Here is a 26,642-nt window from a genome sequence, read left to right as displayed (position 1 = left end):
AATGCGTTGCAGCACTTTGATGTTGTGATTGTAGGCGGCGGTATGGCAGGGGCCACCGCTGCTTTGGCAATCAAAAAGACCAGCCCAACTTTGCAAGTTGCCGTTATTGAGGCATTTGCACCAAAAAGCCAAGCACACCCTAGTTTTGACGACCGCTCAATTGCTCTGGCCGATCAGTCTGTGCAGTATTTAAAGCAATTTAACTTGTTTAATGCTGACTGGCCGTTTGCCGAAGCCATTAAGCAAGTACACGTGTCTGATAGAGGTCACTTTGGTAAAACCTCATTGCACCACCAAGACTATAAAACGAATGCCCTTGGTTATGTGGTGGAAGTGAACCCATTTGGTGCTTATTTGCATCAACAGCTAGCTAAAACGGACATTCAACTATACTGCCCAGCGACCATTAATGAGTTAAAGCAAACTCAATCTAGTGTTGAGCTGACCTTAAACGACGAAACCCAGTTAAGTGGAAAGTTGTTAGTTGTTGCCGATGGTGCCCAATCCCCCACGCGCAAACAGCTAAACATAGGTTTTGATAGTCTGGCCTATGAGCAAGGGGCACTAATCGCCAATATCGAAGTTGAAGGTGGTCATAGCGGTCAAGCGTTTGAACGTTTTACCGAGCATGGGCCAATGGCACTGCTCCCTATGACACGAAACCGCTACTCGCTGGTTTGGTGTATGCCTAACGCACACCTTGAACATTATAAAACGCTTGAACCTGACGCCTTTATTGCTGAGCTGCAAACTGCCTTTGGCTATCGCGCTGGGGTATTCAAACAGGTTGGCATGCGCGCACAATATCCGCTGGTACTAGGTCGAGTCGAGCAGCTGGTTCATCACCGTAGCCTGTTAATCGGTAATGCAGCTCATGCTATTCACCCCATTGCTGGGCAAGGTTTTAATTTGGGTTTGAGAGACATTCAAGCCTTGGTTGAGCTGATTGCATCAAAGCAACATGCTTTGGGTGAACATGCCTTTACGCAAGCTTATAATCGTGCGCGTGCACAAGACATCAAAACAGTGATGACACTGACCGATGCACTCGTGCGACTGTTCTCAAATTCTTCTCGTTTAATGGCACTCGGTCGCAGTTGCGGTCTGCTTGCCATGTCACTGTCTGAAAATTTAAAAGCACCGTTAGCCAATCAACTAATGGGTCATGTTATTAAAGGAAAAAGCTGATGCAACAAGCGCAAGTATGTATTGTCGGTGGTGGCTGTGTAGGCCTCACTTTGGCGTTAGGTCTGGCGAAAAATAACATTAGCGTACACGTGATTGATGCGGGCAGTGAGCCTGCGCCACTTACTGAGCAGTTTGCTAATCGCGTGAGTGCTATCAGTCTTGCTAGTCAAACGTTGTTTACCGAGTTAGGTGCTTGGGATGAGGTTTTAGCGCAGCGAACTTGTGCCTATACGCATATGGACGTTAGAGACAAAGACAGTTTTGGCAAAATCGCGTTTAACAGCACAGAGCTAGATTTACCTGAGCTTGGCCACATCATTGAAAATGACGCTATTCGTTATGCGCTGTTTCAGCAGTTAAAACAGTATTCATCTGCAACACTTAGCTTTAATACTCGTTATCAAGCTATTCATCAAACCGACACTGACGTGTTAATCACCTTAGAGTCAGGCATGCCAGTTATGGCCAAGCTATTAGTTGCAGCAGATGGCGCAAATTCGGGTATTCGTACTCAGTTTAAAATGCCCATTACGTTTTGGGACTACGATCATCACGCTATCGTCGCAACGGTTAAGACGCAAGAGACACACAGCCATACTGCAAGACAAGTATTTTTACCAACTGGACCTTTGGCGTTTTTACCACTCAGTGATGAACACAGCCAATCAATCGTGTGGTCAACGTCACCTGAGCAAGCACAGCATTTAATGTCGCTAGATAAAACTGAGTTCAATAAAGCATTGAATGTCGCCATCGACGGTCAATGTGGTTTGTGTGAGGTGCAAGACGACCGAGCGGTGTTCCCGTTGAAAATGCGTTACGCCCAACAGTGGGTAAACGGCAAGATTGCATTAATGGGTGATGCTGCACACACCATCCACCCGCTGGCGGGGTTAGGTATGAACCTAGGTCTTAAAGATGCAGCGCTTTTAATTAAACTACTCACCGACAGCAAGCAAGAATTTGCCAGCACTCGCGTGCTGCGTGAATACGAACGCGCTCGTAAACTCGATGCACAAAAGCACATTGCCATGATGCAAGGTTTAAAAGAGCTGTTTGAAGGCGATAACCCGTTGAAGAAACTGATCCGCGGTGTTGGCTTGAGTATGGTTGATAACCTTGGACCAATTAAAACCTTATTTGCCAAAGAGGCTGTGGGTAAGTAAGTGCAAAATACACTTTGCGAAGCAAAGTTACTTTTGCGCAAGGGCGACGAGTGACCGAAACGATGTTTCGCAGCGCGAGGAGGTGAGGGTATGGATACCCGATGGGCGTAGCTACATGGATGTAATACAACATAGCCCTAAAACTTTTCATTTGTAGTGCGCGCAGCAAGACTAGCGTTGAGCGTGAGGCCTTGGATGGCCGAACCGGACCCAGGCTACATGGACGTAATATACTCACCAAACATTATTAAGACCGAAACTTCGTTTCGTTCACTCGTCATCCCTCTATCACGCTAATTCTTCAAATAAATAATTGATGTGAACGTAAACGGCTGAATAGTCCATTCATGGACTAAGTCAGCCTTACATTTCATCCATGAAATGAATTACTCATCAATTACTTATTTTCAGGCGTGATAGAAGGGGATAGGGTGTATCCTGTTAGATTTATATTTATCCTGTAGGCGCCGACTTTATGTCATGCTTTTTGAGCTATGCTCAAACACAAAACCTGTCATCCTGACGAAGGTCAGGATCCAGTAGTTAAAAATAGACCCTGAAATAAATTCAGGGTGGCGGAGGAGCGGAGCTAAGTTTCTTAGCGCGGGGGAAACCCGTGCCTTCAAAGCAAATTTTTACACTCTGTAGGCGTCGACTTTATGTCGCGCTTTTGAAATTATCTTGATAACTCGCAAACTATTGAACGCTTAACGCTTAACGCTTAACGCTTAACGCTTACCCCAATCTCAATTCAATAAACTCCGCCAGCTTATCAACGGCATGCACAGACTCGGGGGAATTTTTTACTAAGCAAATACCAATTTGACCGAGCTCGGGTAGGTGAGGGGTGTGTGACTGATAATTTAAGTCGCTTGGTACGGTGCTTTTAGCAAGCACTGTGACGCCTAGGTCTTCTTTAATCGCGGCGATTAAACCGGTTAAATCGGCGTTGCTGTAAACAATACGGTATTTTAATCCGGCTTGTTGAAGGGCTTCGATGGCGCGGCGGCGGTAGATACAGCCCTCAGGTGCGGTGACCAGCGTCACTACATCGTTTTTAGCGAGGTTTAAATTGCCGACCCACACCAGTTGGTCTTGCATGAATACGGGGAACTGATCTGAATTAAGCTCTTCATTCAATGCTAGCACTAAATCGAATTGATCTTGGCGCGAAACAGACAACAAATGTTTACTCAAACGTGACTTCACTTCGAGGGCCACATCAGGATAAAGAGAAACAAAGTCGCCAATAATAGACGGCAAAATTCGCGCTGCAAATTCACTTGGAATACCTAGGCGCACTTTACCGGTCACACTCTCTGAGGTGAACTGCTGTAAAATGGCATCGTTTTGTTGCAGCATTTGTTTAGCCAGCGGCAGCAAAAGCTCGCCATATTGATTGATAACTTGTCGTTGACCTTGTTTTTTAAACAATCGACAGCCGAGCATTTCTTCGAGTCGTTTAATTTGTAATGACACCGCAGGTTGCGATAATCCCAGTAGTTCACCGGCCTTGGCAAAGCCACCTAATTCAACCACAGTAACAAATGTGCGTAAGCCGTCGTTCGATAAGTTCTTCATATTTAAAAAATCAATTTATAAAACCAAGTTACATAAGCATTATTTATCAATGTATAAATAAATACAATTTGTTGTTGCCCAAATGCACTCATATACTGCACAAATTAAAGTTTTATTAAGGTGTGGTTATGACATTTTCAGCCAGTATGTTTGCAAAACATCGTCAAGGCACAGCGCCTGCGCTAAACACGTTAGCGTTAGACAGCGCACAGTTGGTCTTAGACTTCAGTGGCTTCGAAACCACACCATTTTTAAACCAAGTTTTAGGTATTAATCTAAATAAACTATTAGCACCGGGTTTAGGCGTTAAAGGCCAACTGGCATCGGGTGCGGCATTTACGGTTTATTACTTCAGTGAAACGGCTTACCGCTTTGTGATTGAACAAAATCACGCAGATGAGCTACAAAACTTGGTTGAAGCCCACCACAGTGATTACGACATTGAGCTGGTGGCGCGCAAAGATTTAAGCATGAGCACATTAAGCGGTGAGCAAGCGTTTGATACCATTATCAAACAGTTTGGCTTAACACCGGGTCTGCGTTTATCAGACGAGCAAGTGTGCTACGGCCGTCAAAGTGGTGAAGTGTTCGTCACGTCATTACTTGCAGACGACTTGCAGCAGTATCAGTTGATTGCCCAAACAGACACTCTGAATAAATGGCATCAACAGTTGCAAGAACAAGGCTTTAGCCTAAACTAGATTTCAAATAAAATTTGCTAAGGCACTCAATACGGGTGCCTTAGCTGTTATTGCATTAACCCCGCCTCGAAGAGGCAATCTTGTAGCCATACACTACAAGGTCAGTAATTAGTGAAGGAATGATATGACTTCTAAAACTGTACTACACGCTAAGCACGTAGAAGCTGGCGCAAAAATGGTTGACTTCCACGGTTGGGAAATGCCGATCAACTATGGTTCACAAATCGAAGAGCACAACGCAGTTCGTAACGATGCAGGTATGTTCGACGTATCTCACATGACAATTGTGGACGTTAAAGGCGCAGACGCAAAAGCATTCTTACGTAAGCTTGTAGCGAACGATGTAGCTAAGCTAGAAGTACCTGGTAAAGCACTTTACACAGGCATGTTAAATGAAGAAGGCGGCGTAATTGACGACCTTATCATCTACTTCTTTTCTGAAACTGAATACCGCCTAGTTGTTAACTCAGCAACGCGTGAAAAAGATTTAGCGCACATTGCTAAAGTAGCAGCTGATTTCGCAGTAGAAATCACTGAGCGTCCTGAATTTGCAATGATCGCAGTACAAGGTCCTAACGCAAAAGAAAAAACAGCTAAAGTACTTGATGACGCGCAAAACGCTGCAGTTGAAGGTATGAAACCATTCTTCGGTGTACAAGCTGGCAATCTATTCATTGCAACCACAGGTTACACAGGCGAAGCAGGCTACGAAATCGTTGTACACAACGATGATGCAGCAGACCTTTGGCAAAAATTATTAAACGCAGGCGTCGCTCCGGCTGGCCTTGGCGCACGTGATACGCTACGTTTAGAAGCGGGCATGAACCTATACGGTTCAGATATGGATGAAACTGTATCTCCACTTGCTGCAAACATGGCTTGGACGATTGCATGGGAACCTGAAGATCGTGACTTCATCGGTCGTGAAGCGGTTGCTAAGCAACGTGCTGAAAAGAGCACACACAAGCTAGTTGGTCTAGTACTTGAAAGCAAAGGTGTTCTACGTGGTGGCTCTAAAGTTGTCGTAGAAGGTGGCGAAGGTATCATTACTTCTGGTACATTCTCTCCGACATTAGGCTTTAGTGTTGCACTAGCGCGTGTTCCTCGTTCAACGGGCGAAACAGCGCAAGTAGAAATGCGTAAAAAGTTAGTTGACGTTAAAGTAGTGAAGCCTTGCTTCGTACGTAACGGCAAGTCAGTTATTTAATATTAATAAGGGCGAACCATCGCCCAGTTATTACACCGAACCAAAGGAACAAAAAGATGAGCAACATTCCTAGCGAGTTAAAATACGCGTCTTCACACGAGTGGGTTCGCGCTGAAGGCGACGGCGTTTACACTGTAGGTATCACAGAGCACGCACAAGAGCTTCTAGGCGACATGGTATTCGTTGAATTACCAGAAGTTGGTGACGAAGTTGACGCTGGTGAAGACTGTGCAGTAGCAGAGTCTGTAAAAGCAGCATCTGACATTTACGCACCTATCACTGGTGAAGTTGTAGCAATCAACGAAGACCTTGAAGATTCACCAGAAAACGTTAACAACGACGCATACGGTGACGGTTGGTTGTTCAAAGTTAAAGCGTCTGACGAGTCAGAGCTTGAAAACCTACTTGACGCTGAAGGTTACGAAAACGCAATCGACGAAGACTAATAACTTCGTTGATTCCAAAAGCCCCCAGTGGGGCTTTTGTTGTTTAAAAGAGAATACCAATCCGCAATAATACTCAATCATTTTGAGTGATTAAAACTGATGCTAGCGGTGTTAAAAGTTTCTCATTTAGAATAACTAAATAACGAAACTTTTGCCTTGCTATCAAGCAGTTTTTCTAGCCTCAAAATTGATCGCTTAATTAAGCAGATTGGTATTTACAAAAGGGTCCGTACTAAACCATACAGAGTACAGAACCTTTTCATCAACTTAGCGATAAGTTGGTAAAGCTGAAGCCAGAGCAGTACCCGCAGCAGGAATCAGCACTAACCCCCTAAATTTTTTGGATCATAGGAATCTAGACTAATGTCAAACGCTAAATCTCTTGAGCAATTAGAGCAAAAGCAAGATTTTATCCGCCGCCATATTGGCCCTACACCGGCACAAGTGAGCGACATGCTATCGGCACTTAACGTATCAAGCGTTGAAGAGCTAATCACGCAAACAGTACCAGCTGGTATTCGTTTAGAGCAGGGTTTAGCAGTGGGTGAGAGCCGCACAGAAGTTGAAGCACTAAGCTACCTAAAGTCTGTTGCTAGCCAAAATAAAATCTTCAAATCTTACATCGGTCAGGGCTACCACCCAACACATGTACCGAATGTAATTTTACGTAACGTATTAGAAAATCCAGGTTGGTACACAGCATATACGCCTTACCAACCTGAGATCGCTCAAGGTCGTTTAGAATCACTATTAAACTTCCAAACGTTGACGATTGACATCACAGGTCTAGACCTAGCATCTGCATCTCTACTAGATGAATCAACTGCAGCAGCAGAAGCAATGGCCCTTGCTAAGCGCGTATCTAAAGCGAAAAAAGCAAACATCTTCTTCATCGCTGACGACGTTCACACACAAACAATCGACGTTGTAACAACACGTGCAGAGCAGTTTGGTTTCGAAGTGGTAGTAGGTCCTGCGGCAGATGCAGCTAACCATGAAATTTTTGGTGCATTATTCCAGTACCCAACAACAACAGGTGAAGTGGTAGACATCACTGACCTAATCGCACAAGTACAAGATAAAAAAGCGATTGCCTGTGTTGCAGCTGACATCATGAGCTTAATGCTACTTAAAGCTCCAGGTAAACTAGGCGCTGACGTAGTACTTGGTTCTGCACAGCGTTTTGGTGTACCTATGGGTTACGGTGGTCCACACGCAGCATTCTTCGCTACACGCGACAAGTACAAGCGTTCACTACCAGGTCGTATCATCGGTGTATCTAAAGACCGTTTAGGTAACGATGCACTTCGTATGGCGATGCAGACTCGTGAGCAGCACATTCGTCGTGAAAAAGCGAACTCAAACATCTGTACAGCTCAGGTACTACTTGCAAACATGGCTGCGTTCTACGCGGTTTACCATGGCCCAGAGGGTCTTAAGACAATTGCACAGCGCATTAACCGCTTCGCTAGCATCTTAGCGACAGGTCTTAAAGCGAAAGGTGTGAGCCTTAAGCATGACACTTGGTTCGACACAATCACAGTGGTAGCTGACAACAAAGAAGAGATCGTTGCACGCGCAATCGCGGCAGAGACTAATTTTGCAACGAACCACGCGGGTGAGTTCTCAGTATCTGTGAACGAAACTACAACACGTGCAGACGTTCTAGCATTATTCGACATCATCCTAGGTGAAGGTCATGGTCTTGACGTTGCAGCACTTGACGCACAAGTATCTGCAGACGACATCACAGGTATTCCTGCAAGCCTAGTACGTGACGACGAAATCTTAACGCACCCTAACTTCAACTCGTACCACAGCGAGACTGAAATGCTGCGTTATATCAAGCGTCTTGAAAACAAAGATTTAGCGCTTAACCACTCAATGATCTCGCTAGGTTCATGTACAATGAAACTGAACGCGACCGCTGAGATGATCCCAGTAACTTGGCCTGAATTTGCAGAGCTTCACCCGTTCTGCCCGCTAGACCAAGCGCAAGGCTACCAAACAATGATTGGTGAGCTACACGACTGGTTAGTAGACATCACAGGGTACGACGCAGTATCTATGCAGCCTAACTCAGGTGCACAAGGTGAATACGCAGGTCTTATCGCGATCCGTAAATACCATGAGTCACGCGGCGAAGGTCACCGTAACGTTTGTTTGATCCCAAGCTCAGCGCACGGTACTAACCCGGCATCTGCGCAAATGGCAAGCATGAAAGTTGTGGTTGTTGCATGTGACGACGACGGTAACATCGACATGGCTGACCTTAAAGCGAAAGCAGAAGAAGTGTCAGAGAACCTATCTTGTATCATGGTAACTTACCCGTCTACACACGGTGTATACGAAGAGTCTATCCGTGAAGTATGTGAGATTGTTCACCAGCACGGCGGCCAAGTTTACATGGACGGCGCGAACATGAACGCGCAAGTTGGTGTAACTAGCCCTGGTTCAATTGGTTCAGACGTATCGCACTTAAACCTCCACAAAACATTCTGTATTCCACACGGTGGCGGTGGCCCAGGTGTTGGTCCTATCGGTGTTAAATCGCACCTAGCGCCATTTATGCCTAACCACAGCGTTATCAACGTACCGGGTACAACTGAAGGCAATGGTGCAGTATCAGCAGCGCCTTACGGCTCAGCGGCTATCTTACCTATCTCTTGGGCATACATCACAATGATGGGCAGCCAAGGCTTAAAAGACGCAACTGAAATGGCTATCGTGAACGCAAACTACCTAACTGAGAAGTTAAGCGAGCACTACCCAATTCTTTACCGCGGTCAAAACAACCGTGTTGCACACGAATGTATCGTTGACTTACGTCCACTTAAAGAAGCATCTGGCATCACTGAGATGGACATTGCAAAGCGTCTTATGGACTACGGCTTCCACGCACCGACTATGTCGTTCCCAGTAGCGGGCACGCTAATGATCGAGCCTACTGAGTCTGAGTCTAAGGTTGAGATTGACCGCTTCATCGAAGCCATGATTTCAATCCGTGAAGAAGTACGCAAAGTTGAAAACGGCGAGTGGTCTGTTGAAAACAACCCACTAGTATTCGCACCGCACACGCAAGCTGACGTACTTGGCAACGAGTGGGATCGTGCATACGACCGTTTCTACGCGGCATTCCCAGTGAAAGCAGTTGCTAAAGATAAGTTCTGGCCAACAGTTACACGTATCGACGACGTACTAGGTGACCGCAACCTGATTTGTTCTTGCCCTGCAGTTGAGACTTATGCAGAGTAATGAATTGTAGGTCGGGCTAATCCCCGACTTAGATTTTTGAAAACCGCCTTAAGCAATTAAGGCGGTTTTTTTGTGGGTGGGGTTTGGGGCTGTCATTCTGAACTTGTTTCAGAATCTGGGTGTTTTTGCGCTCGTTGTTAGTCTTGACCTCGGTAGCAGCGATTTTATATAGCGTCTTTGAGCCGATTTCGTCATTCTGAACTTGTTTCAGAATCTGTGTATTTTGACACTATGGCTATACATATTGTCGCCGTAAACGACGACCTACAAGAGAATAAAACATCTCGGTAGCAGCGACTTTATATCGCGATTCGTCATCGCCTGTAGGTCGTGCTTTAGCGCGACAGGTTTAAAATTATCCTTCAATTTAACCCTTTGTCGCGTTGGCGACGGCAACCAAGGGGCGGCTGCCGCCGACCGCTCGGGTGCGACCTTCGTCTTGGAACCCCACGGCGCCCCTCTACCACGCTTAATCTTCAAAACGCTATTGATGTGAACGTAAACGGCTGAATAGTCCATCCATGGACTAAGTCATCCTTGCAGCGCATCCATGCGCTGACATTACTCATCAACTGCTTATTTTCAGGCGTGATAGAAGGGGCAAGGGAGTTGCCTGTGGGTTTTGTTATTAGGGTTGCACAATGCAAGACCTGACCCCCATTATTCTTAGCTTAAAGACAACTCGAACCAGAACTAACTTCCATAACTTACAGACAACACCCTTTTTCTTTTATCACACCCTGAAAAAATGAATTGATGAGTGATGAGCTCGCATGGTGGGATTTATTTTCCCAACAAATCCCAAGTACCTAAATCCATTTAGGTAATGTGAGACAAGCCATGCTTGTATATGGACGTACCTTCATGACGTGTACGTTCTCTGAAAGAGAATAAATAGGACGCCTAGCTCAAAAATCGACCAAGAAACATCCATCGCCTACTTTTAAACTCAATACTTTCAAGTAGGCGCATACAATGACAAAGGCACGAGAGCAGCAAGTGGGCTTGCAAGATACCAAGTACTACCACTGTATTCACGTTGTGTGCGTCGTGCCTATTTGTGTGGTGAAGATGCGCATACGGGCAAATCTTACGAGCATCGAAGACAGTGGATAGAAGATAAACTGCAACAGATATCTAAAGTATTTTGTATTGATGTATGTGCGTATGCAGTTATGAGTAATCACACCCACTGTGTTTTGTATGCAGACGATAAAAAACAAACAGGCTTTGTGATAAAGCTTTGCTAATACGTTGGCATAAACTGTTTAAAGGCACGCTCCATACACAAAAGTTTTTGGCTGGTGAAAAGTTAGATAAAGGTCAGCAGTTCTTTTTAGCAAAAGAAATAAAAGAGTTTAGGCAGCGCTTGTCTGATATCAGTTGGTTTATGCGGGTTTTAAATGAGCATATCGCCCGAAAAGCCAATAAAGAAGACAACTGCACAGGCCGATTTTATTCGCTGCCATCCATGGCGCTCACCCTTCGGGCCGCTTAAAAACGTTCAAATTTATTCCCTATAAATTTGTAGGAAGGTTGCTTAAAATCACAAGCGCTATTAGATGAAGCCGCCTTAGCTGCGTGTATGGCTTATGTAGATTTAAATCCTATTCGCGCTAAGATGGCGAAAACGCCAGAAACCTCAGAGCATACGAGCATTAAAAAACGTATTGAATCAGCAAAAGAGGGAAAGCAGCCCAAGAGTTTACTTCGCTTCTCTGGTAGTCCCAGAAAACATATGCCTAAAGGTCTGCCTTTTGAATTTAAGTATTATCTACAGCTGGTAGAGCAAACAGGGCAGTGCATACGTGCAAATAAAAGAGGTTCAATCGACTCCTCTCAGCCTATTTTAGCTAGGTTAAATATTTGCCCTGAAAACCGGCTAAAACTCACCACGCAATTTACCAAGTCTTTTAGAGGGGCAGTAGGCCGTGAACAGTCACTGCAAAGCTATTGTGACCACGTACAATTACAGCGGCGCAGCAATTTGACCCAATGCCACAGGCTTTTTGCCTAAATATCTCATACTCTTCTTTGTACTTACTTGGTTGTTTATCGATAGGCATGTTGCTTAATTATACTTTTACGTTACCCCCTGTGGTTTTTAATCATTTACTTACCTTTTTGGGTTTAGGTTTAGACATTTGAATAGGTTAGCCTGCATACAGACTTTGTTGTTGGCTTTCTGTTTTTAAAAGTTAAAATGGCTGTCTTGTTAAAATATGCTTTCCCTTTTATCACACCCTTAATCAATGGGGTTAGAGTCGTTGATTTTGGATTTTGATTCCATTTATGTTTGATTAGCTATACTGACATAACGATAAACTAATGGATTGGTTAAGTTATGGCACGCCTTCCTCGATTAAATCTTCTTAATGTACCTCAACATATTGTTCAGCGTGGTAACAATCGGCAAGTGACTTTTGTTGAAGCAGGTGGTTATGTTGTTTATTTAGAAAAGCTAAATTCCTACGCTAAAGAATATGCAGTAAAAGTACATGGCTAGGTACTAACCCATAGAACAGGCAAGCACAATACCGCTCACTTTTGAAAGAGACATCCCGCCATATACGCTAGAAAAAATAAAAACAGCAACGGATAAAATGTGGGTACTTGGCAATGATAAATTCAAACAACAAGTTGAAGAAATGTCAGGTAGAAGAGCCTCTCCTCTGCCAAAAGGAGGAGATAGAGAATTAGAGGCGTTCTTGAAGTCGAAAGCGTAAAACCAACGACTCTGACCCCATTGATTCTCTCAGGCAAAAATAATCAAACCAATCACTTTAAGTAATGTGATCAATTATGACGAAAGAAAAACAAGCACTAACAAGACAAGAATTTCTATTAGGTATTGTTCATCAATGAGATTTATTAACGACGTTATTACGTGTTTCAGCTCGCATGAATGTTCAGTTATCTATTAAGATTGGCCTTACATTCAGTCTTAGGCAAAGGATAAGTCTGACCATTTGCAATCACATCAACTCTGTTAGCATTGAATTTAAAAGATGGCGCTAGCCCCATCAAGCGAGTGTAGAAGCCATTATCACTTTCTGCATACAATTGAAAGTCTGGCCATCCTTCTTTATGCCCAGTAAAAACATCATCAATAAGACTAAATTTAAACACCGTTCCGCTTTTAGATTTATAACAACCAGCGAAACCTTTTAGAACCTGCTCACTTAATGTGATCGGATTACGAAGGCGGTTTATTTCTCTCTCATATTGAAGCGCATCACCTTGACCAGATGAGCTATCTTTTCGTGCGATATCTGCTGCTTTTTGAAACTCCGAAATAGCTTGGTCTACATTGCCATTAAGTGCATATGCATTAGCAAGGTCTTTGTGGTTAAAAGCGTAATTAGGGTAATCTTGAACATTCGCTTTTAAAACAGTGATGGCACCTGCATAGTTTTTCTTTGTAGCTAAGAAGTTGGCAAGTTTATTATAAAGCTCACCTGTTTGTTTTACACTTGAACCAAAGTTATGCTTAATCGATTCTGTAAACTCAATGAAAGAGTCTGACGTGAAACTCTCCCACTTACTCTCATCATATACAGCATCAGAGAATACATGTTTGATACCATCATAAAAGGTTTTCATTGGTGCAGACATATGACCTTCGTTTTCATACACTGTATAAGCGTATCTATGAGAGGCATTGTTTTCAGTAAAAAGTCTGTACAATTGTTCAACCATGGGAGTCATGCCATCTTCTTCACCAACCCCCAAGTAAACTGGTATACCCCTAGCAAGCTCGGTTGGCTTCGCTTTAGCTAGAGTTGATAATATTTTCTGTTTATTCCACCATAATGATGGAGCTACGATAATATAAGCATTAAAAGAAGGATTCTTTTTAAGATATTGATTTACAGCAAAAAGCCCACCTAGTGAGTGACCTGTTAACACACGAAACGGGTGAGTTCGATACTTTTTATCGACAAATGTCATGACCTCTTTTTCTAAAAAATCAGCAAATTTTTTAGCGCCACCACTTTCTGGAGAATAAGCTACGTCTTTGGAGGGAGTAAAATCTCTGTTTCTATTGACACTAGGAATACCTACGATAATTGACTTTGGCAAGCCAGCCCAATTAGATAGCATTCTACTTGTAGCCACCGCATGCTCAATATTTTGCTTGCCATCTAATATCACATGTACAGGGTAGGTATCATTCGTTTGATCATACTCACTGGGTAAAGAAACCAATATACTCCTTTCTTCACCGAGTATTTTTGACTGGAATGTGAAAGTGTTGGCTATGCTATATTCTTTTATTTTTTTTATTTCTTTTATTTCTTTTATATCTTTTATATCTTTTATTTCTTCTGCTTTAAGCTCAAAGTGAAGTACTAACAACATTAAAATGAAAATTAGCTTTTTAAATAAATCCATCGTATGTCCTATATACATTATTACTTTTTATGACTGGCTAAGACGCAGTTATTCTTAAAAAGGTTTAACTGATTGGAAAAATATTTAATAAGTTAATTTTTTAACTTAAAAATTAAAGCCTGATAAATAAAAATGTTTTACTTAATTGCTTTGATACGAGTATTTTGCTTTTTACCGTTTAAGAAAACACCAAGCCAAGTACTTCTTACTAACAAGTAGTAACTCAGTAAGCTCAGCGTGAACGTCACCGCAACACTAATGATAAACTTTAAAATAGCCGAGCACTCTAGGTTAATTAACGGCATTTGAATGTAGATTAAAACGGGTACATGAACAAGATACACCCAATATGAAGCATCTGAAATAAATCTACTTTGAACACTCTGCTGGTTTAAGTAGCGCAGACCCAGCATCAACACCAAAGCAGTCCAACTAATGATTGCAATGGTTTGTATTGCGCTTTGCAAGACATGCCAACTGCCTGATGGTGAAAATTGCCCACTTGCTGCAGCCTGTTTTATCATTGTAAGCGTAGGTGCTTCTGGAATAATCATGAAGTAAGTTACCAAAGACATTATGGCAATGACTGTAACCGCTTTTGAAAAGCGAGTGATATTTACGATTTTATCTTTTCGATGATAAACACCGGCGCCAAGTAAATATAAGGTGCCGTAAAAGCCATATGCCCAAAATGTTGGTGTTAATTTATCTGGTGCAGGGAAGGGGACTGGTTGATCAATGAGTGATACAAATATTATCAGTGGTATTACTAGGCAAAGTGAAACTGGGTGAACAATATTATTTAGCAGTAGCTTTAGCTGCGTATTGCTTTTTTGTAGTAACCAAAGCACAGTGCAAAACTGTATCAGATACCATAAAAACCAAAGATGCATGGTGCTAAGCACAGGTTCCATTTGCGCGAATAAGGTTAATATGGGAGGTACTGACTGCACTATGCTCGCCCCCCAAGTGAGCGCGTGGGAGTAAGCTGCACCAGCCAGTGGAAAAAACACCAGAAAAGGGAGTAATACGCGTTTTAAACGGTGGGTGATAAACCCTTTTGAGCCATATTTTTCGATCAGTAATAAGCTACAAAATCCAGCAATGAAGAAAAATAATGGCATCCGAAATAAGTGTAACCATAAACTGAGATAGTCGAAGAATGGGTGTGTTGCAGTGGTATCGGCTGAAATCCAAATATTTTGAAAGTGCGGACCATAGGCAAGTGCTGCGTGAAAAATAATGCCAAGCAGTAACGCGATGCTGCGTAGGTTATCAATAAAGTGAAAGCGTTGGGAAGTTTTCATAATATGTCAGATGAGTAAGTGATAGCAGCTATCATAATTGGCTTACTTAACTTTCAGCGAGTCACATATCTCACATAGTGAACTATGACATATGTCATTGTCTAAAAATTAAGATCTTTGTAATAATAAGGCAAAAAATAAAAGGCTCATAGTATGGATGTGGCAATAAGGCATACCACAGACTGGCGTTTTTCAACTCTTGCATCTTGGTTAGGGGTAACCATCGCTTGTGCTTATTACAGCAACAATCATTCCGACTTACTGTTACAAATCCCTGTGAGTGGGGCCATCCTTGCGTTATTGTTTTATGTTTTAAAAGCACCTAATAGTTACGTCAATTTTGTTGCAGCAGCCTATTTTTTATTGATAGCGATATTGATGCAGCTAACTTCAACATCCCTTATCTTTATTCATTTAGTGATGTTTTCGGCTATCTTCAGTCCCCACTTTTCGCTGCCAAAAGCTATCTTTGCAATTATTGCCACCATACTCACTTATTCATTGACACATTACGAGGCATGGCAAGGAAATACTCCTTGGGTCATGTTTATCGTGTGGTTTTTCTTTTGCACTATGAACTGGTTTGTTAGTCGGCGTATTGTTGAAAGCTTGAATATGCACTACCAATCTAGGCAAAACTATAAAGAGCTCAAAGCGACTCAGCAGATGATGGGAGCTTTGCATGCATCACAGGAAAGACTGCATATTTCCAGAGAGCTGCATGATGCCTTAGGTCATAAATTAACTGCATTGAGTATTAATTTAGACTTTGCAAAGCGTACAGCGCCAGCCGACATGGAAGAAACGTTGCTTAATTGCCATCAATTGAGCCAAGAGGTGCTAGAAGAAGTAAGAGCGATTGTATCTGCACAACGTAACGACAACACATTGCTTAAACAAGCGCTGGAGGGGATTTTTGCACTAACCCCACAGCTTCGTTGTCATTTGAGCATAACATCAACTGCCGAGCAGCTATCACAAGAATATGCACTATGCGTTATTCGTTTTTGTCAGGAAATGATCAGCAATACGTTAAAACACACCAAGGCAAATGAGATTACTTTTGATATTCAAGTAAAGACCTCAGATGAAGGGGGAATACTTAAAGCGCTGGCATTTCATAATCAACGCGAAAATATGCTTCCAAGACCAGGCAATGGCTTAACTGGCTTAAATGAGCGCGTAGCACACTTTAAAGGACAATACATTCAAGAAATTCATGATGAAAGACTCCTGAATACACTCTTATTACCTTTTGAAAAGGAAGTCATAGGTGATTAGTTGTTTATTAGTTGAAGATCAAACCTTAGTAAGGTTAGGGCTTGCAAATTTACTCAGCCTAGAGCCTGGTATCTCAGTTGATGCCATGGCTCAAGATGGTATTGAGGCATTAAGCATAATGGACACACAGACATTCGATGTCGTGTTATTAGACATGCGTATGCCAAATTTGGATGGTATTGGTGTGCTAGAAGCAATGCGACAAAAGCCTGCGCCACCACCTGTGCTAATTATCACAACTTTTGAAGATTGTGACGTGTTAGTAAAGGCGATTAATTTAGGCGCAAAAGGGTATGTCATGAAAAACTGCGAGCTTGAAACTCTGATAGACGCGATCAAGAAAGTTAAAGCGGGTATTCGCGTGTTGCAAAACTCACTCACTGAATATTTGTTGCAACAACAGGGGTATCCAACAGAAAAACTTACTCCAAAAGAGTTGGAGGTATTGAAATGTATGTCACTTGGTATGCCAAATAAGGTGATTGCTAATACTTTAAAAAACTCTGAAGGCACTATTCGTAATCACGTTTCTCAGATCCTAGCAAAACTTGAAGTAAACGACAGAACCCAAGCTGTGATAAAAGCGATTAATCAGAATTTAATTTAGTTTTTAAGACAATAGGGTCATCCATTAGTCAGCCGTTTAAAGTGCGCAAGCTCATGTACTTCAACACATTGTTCAGCTTTTTCAGCGCAGAAATAATCGGCAAGGGGCTTTTGTTAAAGTAGATGAATATGTTGTTGATTTAGAAAAGCCAAAGAACTACGCCAAATAATATGAAGTAAAAATACATGCGTTTGTACCGATGACTAATCATGTTCATTTATTGGCAACTCCGACTACAAGCAATGGTATTAGCAAGTTTATACAGTGTTTAGAGCGCTACTATGTTCGCTATTTTAATCAAACTTATAAACGTACGGGTACTCTGTGGAATCAATGGGGTCAGAGTCGTTGATTTTTGATTAAAATTAACTAGCCAGATGAAATGCAATCATTTTACTTTAAGCAAGTCAGGCTAAATAAAATCTTAAAATAACTGTGATTTACTTGTAATAAACAGCCGATACTTTGGGTTTGTACCTCAAAAGTACTTAATCTAATAAGGAAATCTAAAATGAAAAATCTAATATTAATCGCCCTGCTTTTATTGGCTGGTACAGCTCAAGCTAAATTTGTAACTTGTAAAGATCAAATCGAAAGTATCACTATCTTGGCAGATGGTACAGCACGAATTTGGCCATCGCGCTATGAAGAAATAGAGCTTTTACCAACTCACCCCGAGTATTACAAAAACCTTGGTATTTTATATTCTGCGATGAATACGGGTAAAACGGTTGTTTACACTTCTGATAATGGTGAAACGTATTCGAATAAGTGTCGTGATGCAAACGAAACCTTGTTCCCTTTGTTTAGTATTCTTAGAGTTTACTAATCAATTGTAGATGCAAGAAAATGAGAGCTGACATGTTCAGCTCTGAATCAAAGGAGTCAGAGTCGTTGATTTCTGATTATGACTCTATTTACAAGAAACTACAGGTTCGGGTTTTGCATTTGTAGTATTTATGGTCAAAGAGTTTGACCCTATGGGCTCAAAGACAACTCAGACCTTCCCTCATACCATAACTTACAGACAACACCCTTTGCCTTTTATTACACCCTGAAAAGAATAAATTGATGAGTAATGCCCATGGCGGGATTTTTGTTGCCGACAAATCTCAAGCACCTAAATCTATTTAGACAATGCGAGCCAAGCAATGCTTGAACACAAACGTACCATCATGGCGTATACGTTCTTGTTTCATTGAAAAATAGTTAAAATTGCTTATTTCATCTTGCGCAAAATAACCTAGCTTCGCAACGTATATTTTGCACGATAAGTGTGCTGAAGGGCGCCTTAGGGTTCCAAGGGAAGACCGGCGGCAGCCTCCCCCTTGGCTGTAGTCGGCAAAGCGACAAAGAGTTAGACTAAAGACAAGTGGTGAGTGACACATTCATCCACTTCTATGCTCGCTATTTTCTATGAGAGGTAATTAAAGGAGCTAAAATGGTTTTAGATGTATTCGTATTTTTATATTTGATTTTTTGTGTTTTGATATGGAAATTTGACTTATCAAGTAAGCAGAGGTTCAGGGATATTTTTGAATGGGTACAAATATTTGGGGTCATAATAGCAGTAGGGTTTTCTGGTTCGTTTTTCTTATCGGGAGAATTTGTTAAGTTTTTAATAAGTTTGCCATTTGTTCTTTATTTAGAGAGGAAGTTCAGAAAGTTCAACGATACTCAGCATTGAGAAATCGACAAGTCAAATCAAAGGGGTCAAATCTTGAATTGTGCATTTATAGTATTTACGGCCAAAAAATTTGACTTTATGATTTTAGGGGGCAACAGAAAAACCACCTAAAGTGGTACTTAGCTGAACTTCGAATAGCAGGTATTCTAAGTAATTAGGTATAGATAATAAGGGAGTATTAAGTGAAAACACTTGAAGATGAATATAAAAGTAATGGTTTTGTGATACTTAAAAACATATTAGAGCTAAAAGAATTGGAGCAATTGCAAGAATGTTGCTTTGATGTGTTGTCAAACCATGGTGTTAATACTGATAATATGGAAACTCCACATATAGATAATCCAAAGGTAATAAATAAATACTTCCCAAGAAGTCATAATTCAAGCTTGATTACAGAAGCAGTTCAATTAATAGTAAGAAATCCTAGGCTGAATGAAATAATTAGAAATATTAATAAGGATATAACAATATCGGAAGACCATACTTTAATTTCATGGATGCCCTCTGAGGTTAAAAAAGAGTTTACAGGTTACCATCAGGATGGTCCTTTGGGTGGGCATTTAAAAGGGGATATTCATGTGTGGGTACCTATTGCTGATAAACGAGAGAAAAACTTCAAAATTATCCCAAAAACACATAATTTAGGAAATTTACCTCACTCGATGTTTGGTCAGTTTGTAAAAGTTAAGACAGAGTATGTCGAAAAGTTTAATTCGAATGAGAAGGAAATAATGGTAAATGTCGGTGATATCTTGCTATTCTCCACTAGGGCTCTTCACTGTCTTACCTTGAATGATAGTAAAAGAATTTGCTGGTCTCTTGAGTTTATTTGTGAAGCCTAAGTTTTAAAAATATTAAGGAAAGTAAAATGAAAAAAGATTATAAAGAAATACCTTTGATTTCATTGCTGTATAATGTTACCAATCACACGACTATAAAAGCAAAATTTAATGTGTGTGAGGAGCTTATATTTGATTTGTTTGCTTTAAGTGAAAAGGATAAGGATATTATAAGAAATGGACTGAATAATGACGAGTTAATAGAAAAGCTGAAAGGAGAAGTTGAAGTCTTAGCTAAACCAGGAAAAGTATCTATGCGTGTAGAAGGTGAAATATCACCGACTTTGGGACTTATATATAATTTACTTAACAATGATCAAATCAAAACAGATTTTATAGCCAATAGTGTTGTTAACAATGAAGAGGTTAGCAAAGAGCAATACACATTTCATGATATAGCATTCCATTCTTTTAATGTTGTAGAAGAAGAGTCACAAAAGCATTTTATCAATTTAGTGTCTGAAGAAAATAAAGATGCAGCAATAGATTACCTGTGCGAAAAAATGAAAAAAGAGCTTAAAGAAAGCTTGTAAGGCTAATCTATCTATAGAATCTAGAATCAAAGGGGTCAGGTCTTGCATTGTGCATTTTGACCCTATGAGCTCAAAGACAACTCAAACCTTCCCACATACCATAAATTACATGCAACACCCTTTTCCTTTTATCACACCCTGAAAAGAATAAATTGATGAGTAATGCCCATGGCGGGATTTTTGTTGCCGACAAATCTCAAGCACCTAAATCTATTTAGACAATGCGAGCCAAGCAATGCTTGAATACAAACGTACCATCATGGCGTTTACGTTCTTGTTTCATTGAAAAATAGTTAAAATTGCTTATCTCACCTTGCGCAAAAGTAACCTGGTTTCGCAACGTATATTTTGCACGATAAGTGTGATGAAGGACGCCTTAGGGTTCCAAGGGGAGATCGACTTCAGCCTTCCCTTGGTTGGAACCATAGGGGGCAGGTCTTGCATTGTGCCCTGTTGATAAAACGGTTTGGTTAGATTTTTAAAAGGTTAGCCATACTTTAGCTAACCTTTTTGTTTGTTGGGGGTTATGGATGAGTCGACCACTGAAGCTAATAACAAAGACACCCATTCTAATTTGCTTTAGTTTGGTGTCTATTTGGTTAGAAAGCACTTGAAGACAACTAATAGATCTAAGTGATTTGTATCTCGGCTAACATATCTTCGTTATCCTTACCCATTCCGATTTCAACAAAGCCATATCGCGAGTAAAACGATTTTGCGACGGGGTTATCGGGCTTATAACAAATTTCGATGGTTTTAACTGTTGGGCGCTGTTTTATTTCACTGAGTGCTAGAGCAAGTGCCTGAGAACCAATACCTTGTTGCTGGTACTTCTCATCTATCATAAAGCGCCAAATAGCCGTTTTTTCTGCGCTTTCTTCTACCCACATAAAAAAGCCTACAAGGTCACGATCTTGGTAAATGGCTCGTGTGATGTAACCTTCATTAAAAAATGATTCAACTAATGAATACATATTGCAGGCAACTAAATCTTGTTGATGTTTAGCAACATCGATATCACAGATTGCGTCGTAGTTTTCTTTGGTAATGGGCTTTAGAAAAATTGCCATGAATCGTCCTTTGGTTATTTATATGTTCTATGTAGGGTGCCTTTATCAAAAAACAAAGGGAATAAAAGGCAGAGACCTAACGAATCAATGAGGTTAGAATCGTTGATTTTTGATTATGACTCCCTTTATATGTGATTAGCTATTCTGATATATCGATAAACTAATGGACTAGCTAATTTATGGCATACCTTCCTCGGTTAAACATTTCTAATGTACCTCAACATATTACACAGTTTGTTATATGCACATTTTACTAATAGTTTTTTTATTCTCTTTGATTTCACTTGAATTACCTTCTGACTCAGCAATAGCAAGATCAATCTTAGCTTCATTACATTTGTCTGATAGCTCTTTTGACATTAGGTAATTTTGATCTTTTTGTTGTTGCACCATACCTCTTAAACCATTGTATTCAGTTCTATCTTCTGGTGCTCGATCTTTTTGAAATGGTTCGGGTTGAGTGGCTTTACAAGCTTGTAATAAACAAACGATAGAAATGATAGGTAAATATTTGAACATGCTCGATACTCCTTCTGCATCTGACGCCGAAATATGGGACGTATTAAGCTTGGCTAAAAATAACGAAGAATGGGCGCTAGCCAAGCTTTAGACATCTCATACATAATTGCCTTGTTAGCTATTGTGTAAACCACCTAACAATATTACTTAGTATTTTTTGAATTCTTCCCATAGGTTGGATTATAAAATCATCAAAAATGAGCTCTGTGGGCCTGTCTGTCTCTTGCAACCGATCATTCAGTATTTGTAAGCTCTCAACACTTAAGTCGAGCTTTGCTTCATTCGGCTGATAGGAAGAACCTACTGGATAATACGATGCTGGTCGGTTCTTCATTTCAATGTGAGAACCCATAATTGCCTTAACTTCATTGTTTTTGGCAAAAGTTGCGAGTTTATCAATACTCTCCCGATAGGATCCCCAGTCTTTAACATAAATTAAGCCAGGGTACAGAGTGTCCCCAGTAAAAAGCCACTTGGTTTCATGATCATAGATAGTTATGCTTTCTTCCTGATGCCCAGGAGTAGGTATGACGGTTAACAGCCTTCCACCTAATTCGATTGAAGCCTGCCCTAGAGGCCAGTCCGAAAAACCAAAAAATTTATGGACCTCTATTGCTGATGGCTTTATCAATTTAACATTTGAGTGCTTCTCAAAAGCATAATCTCCTTGATAGTGGTCACTATGTCCATGGGAATGAACAACAAGTATTTCTTTACTCGAGAATTGCTCTTTACCGAGTAACATCTCTATGTCTTTATCCAACGAAGGCTCTAGCTTGTCATTTATCGCGCCGGTATCTAACACTAATATTTTTTGCTCACCGACTAAAACATAAATAAATGGAGCTTCAAAAGTTATGCATTTATTCTGTCTAATGATGATCGTTTTTTCAGAGTGCATATAGGCGTCATGCACAGGCTCCTTATTGTTATCACAATCTGGAGAACCATGAAGCCAAATTGGCTTATCGATTATTGATTTGCGCTCGGCTTTTAATGGCCGCTTATTTTCGTCAACATTAGTAACGTGTTGTGCTGAACAACCAGATATCATTAATAGTAAGAATATAGATATATGAGCTTGCATGCTTGCCTCCAGTAGATAGCTAACAGCTTATTAATGCGTATTTCGATTTAAGGAAGTTGTCCACGACCTAAATTTGGCATACCAATAAGTAATTTTATTTAATGCCTTCAGTAGATTAACAGTGGTTTTTTCCTAGCATTTTATAATTGGATTAAGATAATCGAGCCAGTTGAAATTTTACATAACATGCCGTACTCATTGGCAAGAGTGGGCTAACTTTTGTTAAAGCTACTAGTTAGGACAAAGGCTCCAATAAAAAGCAGCATGTCACCCATACCCCGTAAGTCGCTCATCAAATTTCTCGATGCTACATTTGCTTGGGATAAACCATGAAGCGCCATTTAAGTGTAAGCATCTATACTGATCAGGTATTCATTGGGCGTAAGTGCGATAAATCCATCTACAAATAGTATGATTAGACTGGAAAAAAATAGATAAAATTTGTCAAAGCAGAGTTTCATTTCTTTTACACCTCGAAAATAGTGTTTTAGTGTTAATTTCATACCAGTGACGCGATTAGAAGAGCACAAGATGCAATACAACTAAGCGTTCGTATATGATTCAAGCGTGTCCACGAATGCTGGTACTTATTCCAGTAATCCATGAGCAAAGCCTCATTACTTTCGCTTGCCTTCAATTTATTGTTCATTGGTACATTGCCAAAGGCGGTCACTAAGAACATACCAATGATATAGGCCAAAGCCGCTAACATGATTAGACCAGATTTTCCAACCTGCCAGTCTGCCAAGGACCAGACAATCAACCCGGCGTACCAGAGTGTTGATCCGAAAAAAATGGGTAGGAAAATCGTATTAACGATTACATCGTTAATTTTGTTCATAGCCTGCGCGGCTTGAAGCGCAGGTAATTCATTAAGCGATTTAATGATAACCGCAGAAAATGCGAGATAAATACCAGCCATCAGACCAGTCAGAATAATGAGTAGAATCAGCATTTTTGATGCACTCCAAATTTTTGTTTTATTAACTAGCGCAAGTTCTAGTCTTAGATAGGGAATTTTTCCTCTGCCCAGATACCCTTGCTTGCAGCTGCTTTAACATAGCTAGAAAACCTTCGGGCAGGTCGACCAAGCACCTTTTCAACCGTGTCGGTGACAGATTCGTTTCGTCCATCAAGCACATTGACAAACAACTCATTGATCAACCATGCAATATCGTCTGGCAGACCGTCGTTTCTGGCTGCTTCAAGATAGGTTTCTACAGGAAGTGTGGTAAATCGAATGTCACGACCGATAGTTGTTGCTATTGTTTCGACACAGTCGATAAATGACAGTAGTTCAGGCCCGGTGATTTCAAGTAATTGATTGCGCAACTCATGTCTAGTCAGCGCTGCAACAGCAACTTCCGCAATATCATCCACATCAATGAAAGGCTCTGTTGCTCTAGGTACAGGTAAGACGAGCTCTCCAGCCTTGAGTCCATCATGCATAAAGCTCTCGCTAAAATTTTGCATAAACCAGCTTGCACGAACAATATTCCACTCCAATCCACTAGATATGACAACGTCTTCCGCTCGTTGTGCACCTTCTTCACCACGCCCTGAAAGCAATACGATATGTTTGATTTCGCAAGCCTTGGCCAAGTCAACAAAAGCGCGAATATCGTCTTCCGCACTTGGCACAGCAAGATCTGGAAAGTAAGTTACATACACAGAGTGAAGACCCTCCAACGCAGCTCTCCAGGTTGAACTGTCAGTCCAGTCAAAGAAGCGGTTATTGCCACCTGTTACACCTCTTGATAAGCCTCGTGTTGAATGACCAAGCTGCTCCAATTGGTGGAGTACTCGAATACCTGTTTTCCCTGTAGCGCCAACAACGCCTGTGACTTCGTTTTTCATCTGCTCCACCTTTTTAAGTATTGAGTGTTTAGTGTTTAAACCATCTGTTAAGTGATGTACTCAGTCTACGAGAACAAAGCTTGATGATTAATGCTTATATCTCTATATTTATTTGCAGCTTGTCTAAAATGATGGAGCAACTCATGGAAACAAAACATCAGCGCAGCATTCCTGAATCTACAGATATACTGGGAGAAACCCTTTACTCGCTGAGATTAAATGGGCTGATGTATGCCAAGTCAGAACTAACGGCACCTTGGGGAATAGACATGCCACCGATGAACGGCAAGATGATGTTTCATATTGTGACGCATGGTTGCTGCTGGTTGCGATTTCCTGATCGGGAGAGTCTATTCTTGCGACCAGGTGAGTTAGCTTTGTTGCCCAGAGGCGAAGGGCATGTGATCGCATCGGAGGAGCATCAGGAGGGCAAGCCGTTTTTCGACATCCCCGTGAAGAAACTATCTGAACGATTCGAATTTATGCGTTTTGGTGGTGGAGGTGAAGAAACTCTTTTGACCTGCGGCGTACTTAGTTTTGATCATGCTGTCGGTCAAAAACTGGTATCGCAATTACCCCAATATATTCATATGAAAAGTGAAAATGGTCAGTTACCAGGACAACTCCAGCCTCTCATACAGCTTATGGCCGAAGAAGCCAAGTTTCTGGGTACAGGTGGCGAAACCGTGGTGGCACACTTAGCGGATATTATTGTTATTCAAGCGATACGCTATTGGGTTGAACATGCAAAAGAGGCAAGCAAGGGGTGGCTCGGCGCGCTAAAAGATCCCAAAATCGGTAAAGCACTAGCTGTCATTCATGCAAAGCCGGAGTCAGCCTGGACAGTAGACCGTTTGGCGGAACAAGTTGGCATGTCGCGCTCCGGGTTCTCTGCGAGGTTTACTGAGGTGATCGGCACCTCAGTAAAACAATACGTGACAGAATGGCGCATGAGTCTAGCTCGGATGAAAATTATGCAGTCACCCGTGACCTTGGCTGAGCTGGCAGAGGAGCTAGGTTATCAGTCAGAAGCAGCATTCTCACGTGCCTATAAACGCGTGATGGGCGTGCCGCCTTTGCGGAAAAAAGGATAGGGACAACTGCAGCGAATACCGCTAAATCTGAGCCTAGAATGGTCTTTGGCGCATCTTCGGAAAGAATTTCGCGCCCGTAAAAGTCCGACAATACGTGAGCAACGAGCACGCCGCCCATGATGGTGATGTTCATATAGCTGTATAGTCGAATAATTTTATTTGACCAGGCTAGCCATAAAGCCACAACATCAATAGCGCAATTTGTCACGAGTTGCCAACCCTAATGTAGGCGAGAACCATTGGGATTAGGTATTGCATAGTACATTGCTGTTAAAACGGTTTTGTTAGATTTTTTTAAAGGTTAGTTATACTTTGGCTGACCTTTTTTTTGGGGTTTAAGGATGAGTCGACCACTGAGATTAGAGTTTACAGGCGCGCTCTACCACGTTTCGTCTCGTGATAATGACGAAAGCCTATCTGTCGTAATGAATCTGATTTTGTCACTTTCATTGAAGTTCTTAGTGATATTTGTGACTGTTACAATAGAGTAATTCATGCTTATTGCTTGATGACGAATCACGAGCAGTTATTGATAGAAACACCTACTTATTTTCAGTCGTGATAGAAGGGGGATGTGAGTTGTTTGTTGGTTTTGTGTTTAGGATTGCACAATGCAAGACTTGACCCTGTAAATTTTTCAGACAACAAAGGCAGTAATCATGACTAAAAATTGAAACAAGTACAATCGCCTATTATTTTGACTTAATATTTTTATGCTGGAAAATAAATAATTCTTATAAATACATGGAACCTGAATTGTCAAACCATAAAAAAGGCTTACTAATCAAAATCGTTAACCTTTCTGATATTGCACAATGCAAG

General features: G+C 41.3%; 24 protein-coding genes and 1 pseudogene. 17 read left to right on the top strand and 8 right to left on the bottom strand.

What is annotated here, in order from left to right; translation table 11 throughout:
* The first annotated feature begins 6 nt into the window (after positions 1-6).
* Together ubiH and CWB72_RS03290 are read left to right on the top strand one after the other, a co-directional pair.
* A complete protein-coding gene (ubiH, locus tag CWB72_RS03295) occupies positions 7-1,188 on the top strand; it encodes a 2-octaprenyl-6-methoxyphenyl hydroxylase (protein WP_138629230.1) in 1,182 nt (393 codons plus the stop codon).
* On the top strand, positions 1,188-2,354 hold the full coding sequence (locus tag CWB72_RS03290) for an FAD-dependent monooxygenase (RefSeq protein WP_138629228.1): 1,167 nt from the start codon (positions 1,188-1,190) through the stop codon (positions 2,352-2,354). Before ubiH ends, CWB72_RS03290 begins: the two co-directional genes overlap by 1 nt.
* Positions 2,355-3,089: 735 nt before the next feature.
* On the opposite strand, the gene CWB72_RS03285 is transcribed toward CWB72_RS03290, so the two are convergent.
* The gene (locus tag CWB72_RS03285; protein WP_130256769.1) at positions 3,090-3,935 is read right to left on the bottom strand and encodes a LysR family transcriptional regulator; all 846 of its coding nucleotides are present in this window, start codon (positions 3,933-3,935) and stop codon (positions 3,090-3,092) included.
* A gap of 128 nt (positions 3,936-4,063) precedes the next feature.
* Between CWB72_RS03285 and CWB72_RS03280 the strand changes: the two genes are divergently transcribed.
* From CWB72_RS03280 to CWB72_RS20995, 7 genes and pseudogenes are all read left to right on the top strand, one after another.
* Positions 4,064-4,636: a hypothetical protein gene (locus CWB72_RS03280; RefSeq protein WP_138629226.1), complete on the top strand. Its 573-nt coding sequence runs from the start codon at positions 4,064-4,066 to the stop codon at positions 4,634-4,636.
* A 124-nt stretch (positions 4,637-4,760) separates the two neighbouring features.
* On the top strand, positions 4,761-5,843 hold the full coding sequence (gcvT, locus tag CWB72_RS03275) for a glycine cleavage system aminomethyltransferase GcvT (RefSeq protein ID WP_138629224.1): 1,083 nt from the start codon (positions 4,761-4,763) through the stop codon (positions 5,841-5,843).
* 56 nt (positions 5,844-5,899) lie between these two features.
* On the top strand, positions 5,900-6,289 hold the full coding sequence (gene gcvH, locus CWB72_RS03270) for a glycine cleavage system protein GcvH (RefSeq protein ID WP_130256766.1): 390 nt from the start codon (positions 5,900-5,902) through the stop codon (positions 6,287-6,289).
* A 363-nt stretch (positions 6,290-6,652) separates the two neighbouring features.
* A complete protein-coding gene (gene gcvP, locus CWB72_RS03265) occupies positions 6,653-9,544 on the top strand; it encodes an aminomethyl-transferring glycine dehydrogenase (RefSeq protein ID WP_138629222.1) in 2,892 nt (963 codons plus the stop codon).
* A gap of 975 nt (positions 9,545-10,519) precedes the next feature.
* Positions 10,520-11,561 (top strand): annotated as a pseudogene (locus CWB72_RS03260) (transposase).
* A 327-nt stretch (positions 11,562-11,888) separates the two neighbouring features.
* The gene (locus CWB72_RS20845) at positions 11,889-12,050 is read left to right on the top strand and encodes a hypothetical protein (RefSeq protein ID WP_252371485.1); all 162 of its coding nucleotides are present in this window, start codon (positions 11,889-11,891) and stop codon (positions 12,048-12,050) included.
* Positions 12,051-12,147: 97 nt separating this feature from the next.
* On the top strand, positions 12,148-12,270 hold the full coding sequence (locus tag CWB72_RS20995; RefSeq protein ID WP_289508436.1) for a hypothetical protein: 123 nt from the start codon (positions 12,148-12,150) through the stop codon (positions 12,268-12,270).
* 187 nt (positions 12,271-12,457) lie between these two features.
* Here CWB72_RS20995 and CWB72_RS03250 read toward each other — a convergent pair whose 3' ends face one another.
* Both CWB72_RS03250 and CWB72_RS03245 read right to left on the bottom strand, forming a co-directional pair.
* Positions 12,458-13,939 (bottom strand): alpha/beta hydrolase-fold protein, encoded by a 1,482-nt coding sequence (locus CWB72_RS03250; protein ID WP_138629220.1) that lies wholly within the window; start codon positions 13,937-13,939, stop codon positions 12,458-12,460.
* A 137-nt stretch (positions 13,940-14,076) separates the two neighbouring features.
* Positions 14,077-15,246 (bottom strand): acyltransferase family protein, encoded by a 1,170-nt coding sequence (locus CWB72_RS03245; protein ID WP_138629218.1) that lies wholly within the window; start codon positions 15,244-15,246, stop codon positions 14,077-14,079.
* A gap of 153 nt (positions 15,247-15,399) precedes the next feature.
* Here CWB72_RS03245 and CWB72_RS03240 point away from each other — a divergent pair, with 153 nt between their 5' ends.
* From CWB72_RS03240 to CWB72_RS03215, 6 genes are all read left to right on the top strand, one after another.
* The gene (locus tag CWB72_RS03240) at positions 15,400-16,527 is read left to right on the top strand and encodes a sensor histidine kinase (RefSeq protein ID WP_138629216.1); all 1,128 of its coding nucleotides are present in this window, start codon (positions 15,400-15,402) and stop codon (positions 16,525-16,527) included.
* Positions 16,520-17,134 (top strand): response regulator, encoded by a 615-nt coding sequence (locus tag CWB72_RS03235; protein WP_138629214.1) that lies wholly within the window; start codon positions 16,520-16,522, stop codon positions 17,132-17,134. Before CWB72_RS03240 ends, CWB72_RS03235 begins: the two co-directional genes overlap by 8 nt.
* A gap of 181 nt (positions 17,135-17,315) precedes the next feature.
* Positions 17,316-17,486, top strand: a complete 171-nt coding sequence (locus tag CWB72_RS20840; protein ID WP_289508437.1) for a transposase — start codon at positions 17,316-17,318, stop codon at positions 17,484-17,486.
* Positions 17,487-17,645: 159 nt separating this feature from the next.
* The gene (locus CWB72_RS03225; RefSeq protein ID WP_138567395.1) at positions 17,646-17,963 is read left to right on the top strand and encodes a hypothetical protein; all 318 of its coding nucleotides are present in this window, start codon (positions 17,646-17,648) and stop codon (positions 17,961-17,963) included.
* A gap of 1,040 nt (positions 17,964-19,003) precedes the next feature.
* Entirely contained in the window at positions 19,004-19,663 is a 660-nt protein-coding gene (locus CWB72_RS03220; protein WP_138629212.1) for a phytanoyl-CoA dioxygenase family protein, read from the top strand.
* A 26-nt stretch (positions 19,664-19,689) separates the two neighbouring features.
* Positions 19,690-20,193, top strand: coding sequence for a hypothetical protein (locus tag CWB72_RS03215; protein ID WP_138629210.1), 504 nt, complete (start codon positions 19,690-19,692; stop codon positions 20,191-20,193).
* Between the two features lie 629 nt (positions 20,194-20,822).
* Here the strand turns inward: CWB72_RS03215 and CWB72_RS03210 are convergent.
* The 5 genes from CWB72_RS03210 to CWB72_RS03190 form a co-directional block, all read right to left on the bottom strand.
* Positions 20,823-21,263 (bottom strand): GNAT family N-acetyltransferase, encoded by a 441-nt coding sequence (locus tag CWB72_RS03210; protein ID WP_138629208.1) that lies wholly within the window; start codon positions 21,261-21,263, stop codon positions 20,823-20,825.
* 237 nt (positions 21,264-21,500) lie between these two features.
* Complete coding sequence (locus tag CWB72_RS03205; RefSeq protein WP_138567397.1) at positions 21,501-21,782, bottom strand: hypothetical protein; 282 nt, start codon at positions 21,780-21,782, stop codon at positions 21,501-21,503.
* Between the two features lie 118 nt (positions 21,783-21,900).
* Positions 21,901-22,869, bottom strand: a complete 969-nt coding sequence (locus tag CWB72_RS03200; protein ID WP_138629206.1) for an MBL fold metallo-hydrolase — start codon at positions 22,867-22,869, stop codon at positions 21,901-21,903.
* Positions 22,870-23,368: 499 nt separating this feature from the next.
* Positions 23,369-23,824, bottom strand: coding sequence for an anthrone oxygenase family protein (locus CWB72_RS03195; RefSeq protein WP_138629204.1), 456 nt, complete (start codon positions 23,822-23,824; stop codon positions 23,369-23,371).
* A 50-nt stretch (positions 23,825-23,874) separates the two neighbouring features.
* Positions 23,875-24,726: an NmrA family NAD(P)-binding protein gene (locus CWB72_RS03190; RefSeq protein WP_138629202.1), complete on the bottom strand. Its 852-nt coding sequence runs from the start codon at positions 24,724-24,726 to the stop codon at positions 23,875-23,877.
* Positions 24,727-24,869: 143 nt separating this feature from the next.
* Between CWB72_RS03190 and CWB72_RS03185 the strand changes: the two genes are divergently transcribed.
* Together CWB72_RS03185 and CWB72_RS03180 are read left to right on the top strand one after the other, a co-directional pair.
* Positions 24,870-25,820, top strand: coding sequence for an AraC family transcriptional regulator (locus CWB72_RS03185; protein ID WP_138629200.1), 951 nt, complete (start codon positions 24,870-24,872; stop codon positions 25,818-25,820).
* 341 nt (positions 25,821-26,161) lie between these two features.
* The gene (locus CWB72_RS03180; protein WP_212747869.1) at positions 26,162-26,311 is read left to right on the top strand and encodes a hypothetical protein; all 150 of its coding nucleotides are present in this window, start codon (positions 26,162-26,164) and stop codon (positions 26,309-26,311) included.
* Positions 26,312-26,642 lie beyond the last annotated feature (331 nt).

It is taken from the genome of Pseudoalteromonas phenolica, assembly GCF_005886345.1.
Classification (GTDB): Bacteria; Pseudomonadota; Gammaproteobacteria; order Enterobacterales; family Alteromonadaceae; genus Pseudoalteromonas; species Pseudoalteromonas phenolica_A.
Note: the sequence above shows the minus strand (reverse complement) of the source record. Positions and strands in the feature narration are given on the sequence as shown.

Bases quoted from the DNA above. Each gene is read 5' to 3' on its own strand.
- CWB72_RS03200 (WP_138629206.1), bottom strand. From the start codon at position 22,869: ATGCAAGCTCATATATCTATATTCTTACTATTAATGATATCTGGTTGT.
- CWB72_RS03205 (WP_138567397.1), bottom strand. From the start codon at position 21,782: ATGTTCAAATATTTACCTATCATTTCTATCGTTTGTTTATTACAAGCT.
- CWB72_RS03290 (WP_138629228.1), top strand. From the start codon at position 1,188: ATGCAACAAGCGCAAGTATGTATTGTCGGTGGTGGCTGTGTAGGCCTC.
- CWB72_RS03280 (WP_138629226.1), top strand. From the start codon at position 4,064: ATGACATTTTCAGCCAGTATGTTTGCAAAACATCGTCAAGGCACAGCG.
- CWB72_RS03250 (WP_138629220.1), bottom strand. From the start codon at position 13,939: ATGGATTTATTTAAAAAGCTAATTTTCATTTTAATGTTGTTAGTACTT.
- CWB72_RS03180 (WP_212747869.1), top strand. From the start codon at position 26,162: ATGAGTCGACCACTGAGATTAGAGTTTACAGGCGCGCTCTACCACGTT.
- gcvH (WP_130256766.1), top strand. From the start codon at position 5,900: ATGAGCAACATTCCTAGCGAGTTAAAATACGCGTCTTCACACGAGTGG.
- CWB72_RS03210 (WP_138629208.1), bottom strand. From the start codon at position 21,263: ATGGCAATTTTTCTAAAGCCCATTACCAAAGAAAACTACGACGCAATC.
- CWB72_RS20995 (WP_289508436.1), top strand. From the start codon at position 12,148: ATGTGGGTACTTGGCAATGATAAATTCAAACAACAAGTTGAAGAAATG.
- CWB72_RS20845 (WP_252371485.1), top strand. From the start codon at position 11,889: ATGGCACGCCTTCCTCGATTAAATCTTCTTAATGTACCTCAACATATT.
- CWB72_RS03215 (WP_138629210.1), top strand. From the start codon at position 19,690: ATGAAAAAAGATTATAAAGAAATACCTTTGATTTCATTGCTGTATAAT.
- gcvT (WP_138629224.1), top strand. From the start codon at position 4,761: ATGACTTCTAAAACTGTACTACACGCTAAGCACGTAGAAGCTGGCGCA.
- CWB72_RS03225 (WP_138567395.1), top strand. From the start codon at position 17,646: ATGAAAAATCTAATATTAATCGCCCTGCTTTTATTGGCTGGTACAGCT.
- CWB72_RS03195 (WP_138629204.1), bottom strand. From the start codon at position 23,824: ATGCTGATTCTACTCATTATTCTGACTGGTCTGATGGCTGGTATTTAT.
- gcvP (WP_138629222.1), top strand. From the start codon at position 6,653: ATGTCAAACGCTAAATCTCTTGAGCAATTAGAGCAAAAGCAAGATTTT.
- CWB72_RS03245 (WP_138629218.1), bottom strand. From the start codon at position 15,246: ATGAAAACTTCCCAACGCTTTCACTTTATTGATAACCTACGCAGCATC.
- CWB72_RS03185 (WP_138629200.1), top strand. From the start codon at position 24,870: ATGGAAACAAAACATCAGCGCAGCATTCCTGAATCTACAGATATACTG.
- CWB72_RS03285 (WP_130256769.1), bottom strand. From the start codon at position 3,935: ATGAAGAACTTATCGAACGACGGCTTACGCACATTTGTTACTGTGGTT.
- CWB72_RS03240 (WP_138629216.1), top strand. From the start codon at position 15,400: ATGGATGTGGCAATAAGGCATACCACAGACTGGCGTTTTTCAACTCTT.
- CWB72_RS03190 (WP_138629202.1), bottom strand. From the start codon at position 24,726: ATGAAAAACGAAGTCACAGGCGTTGTTGGCGCTACAGGGAAAACAGGT.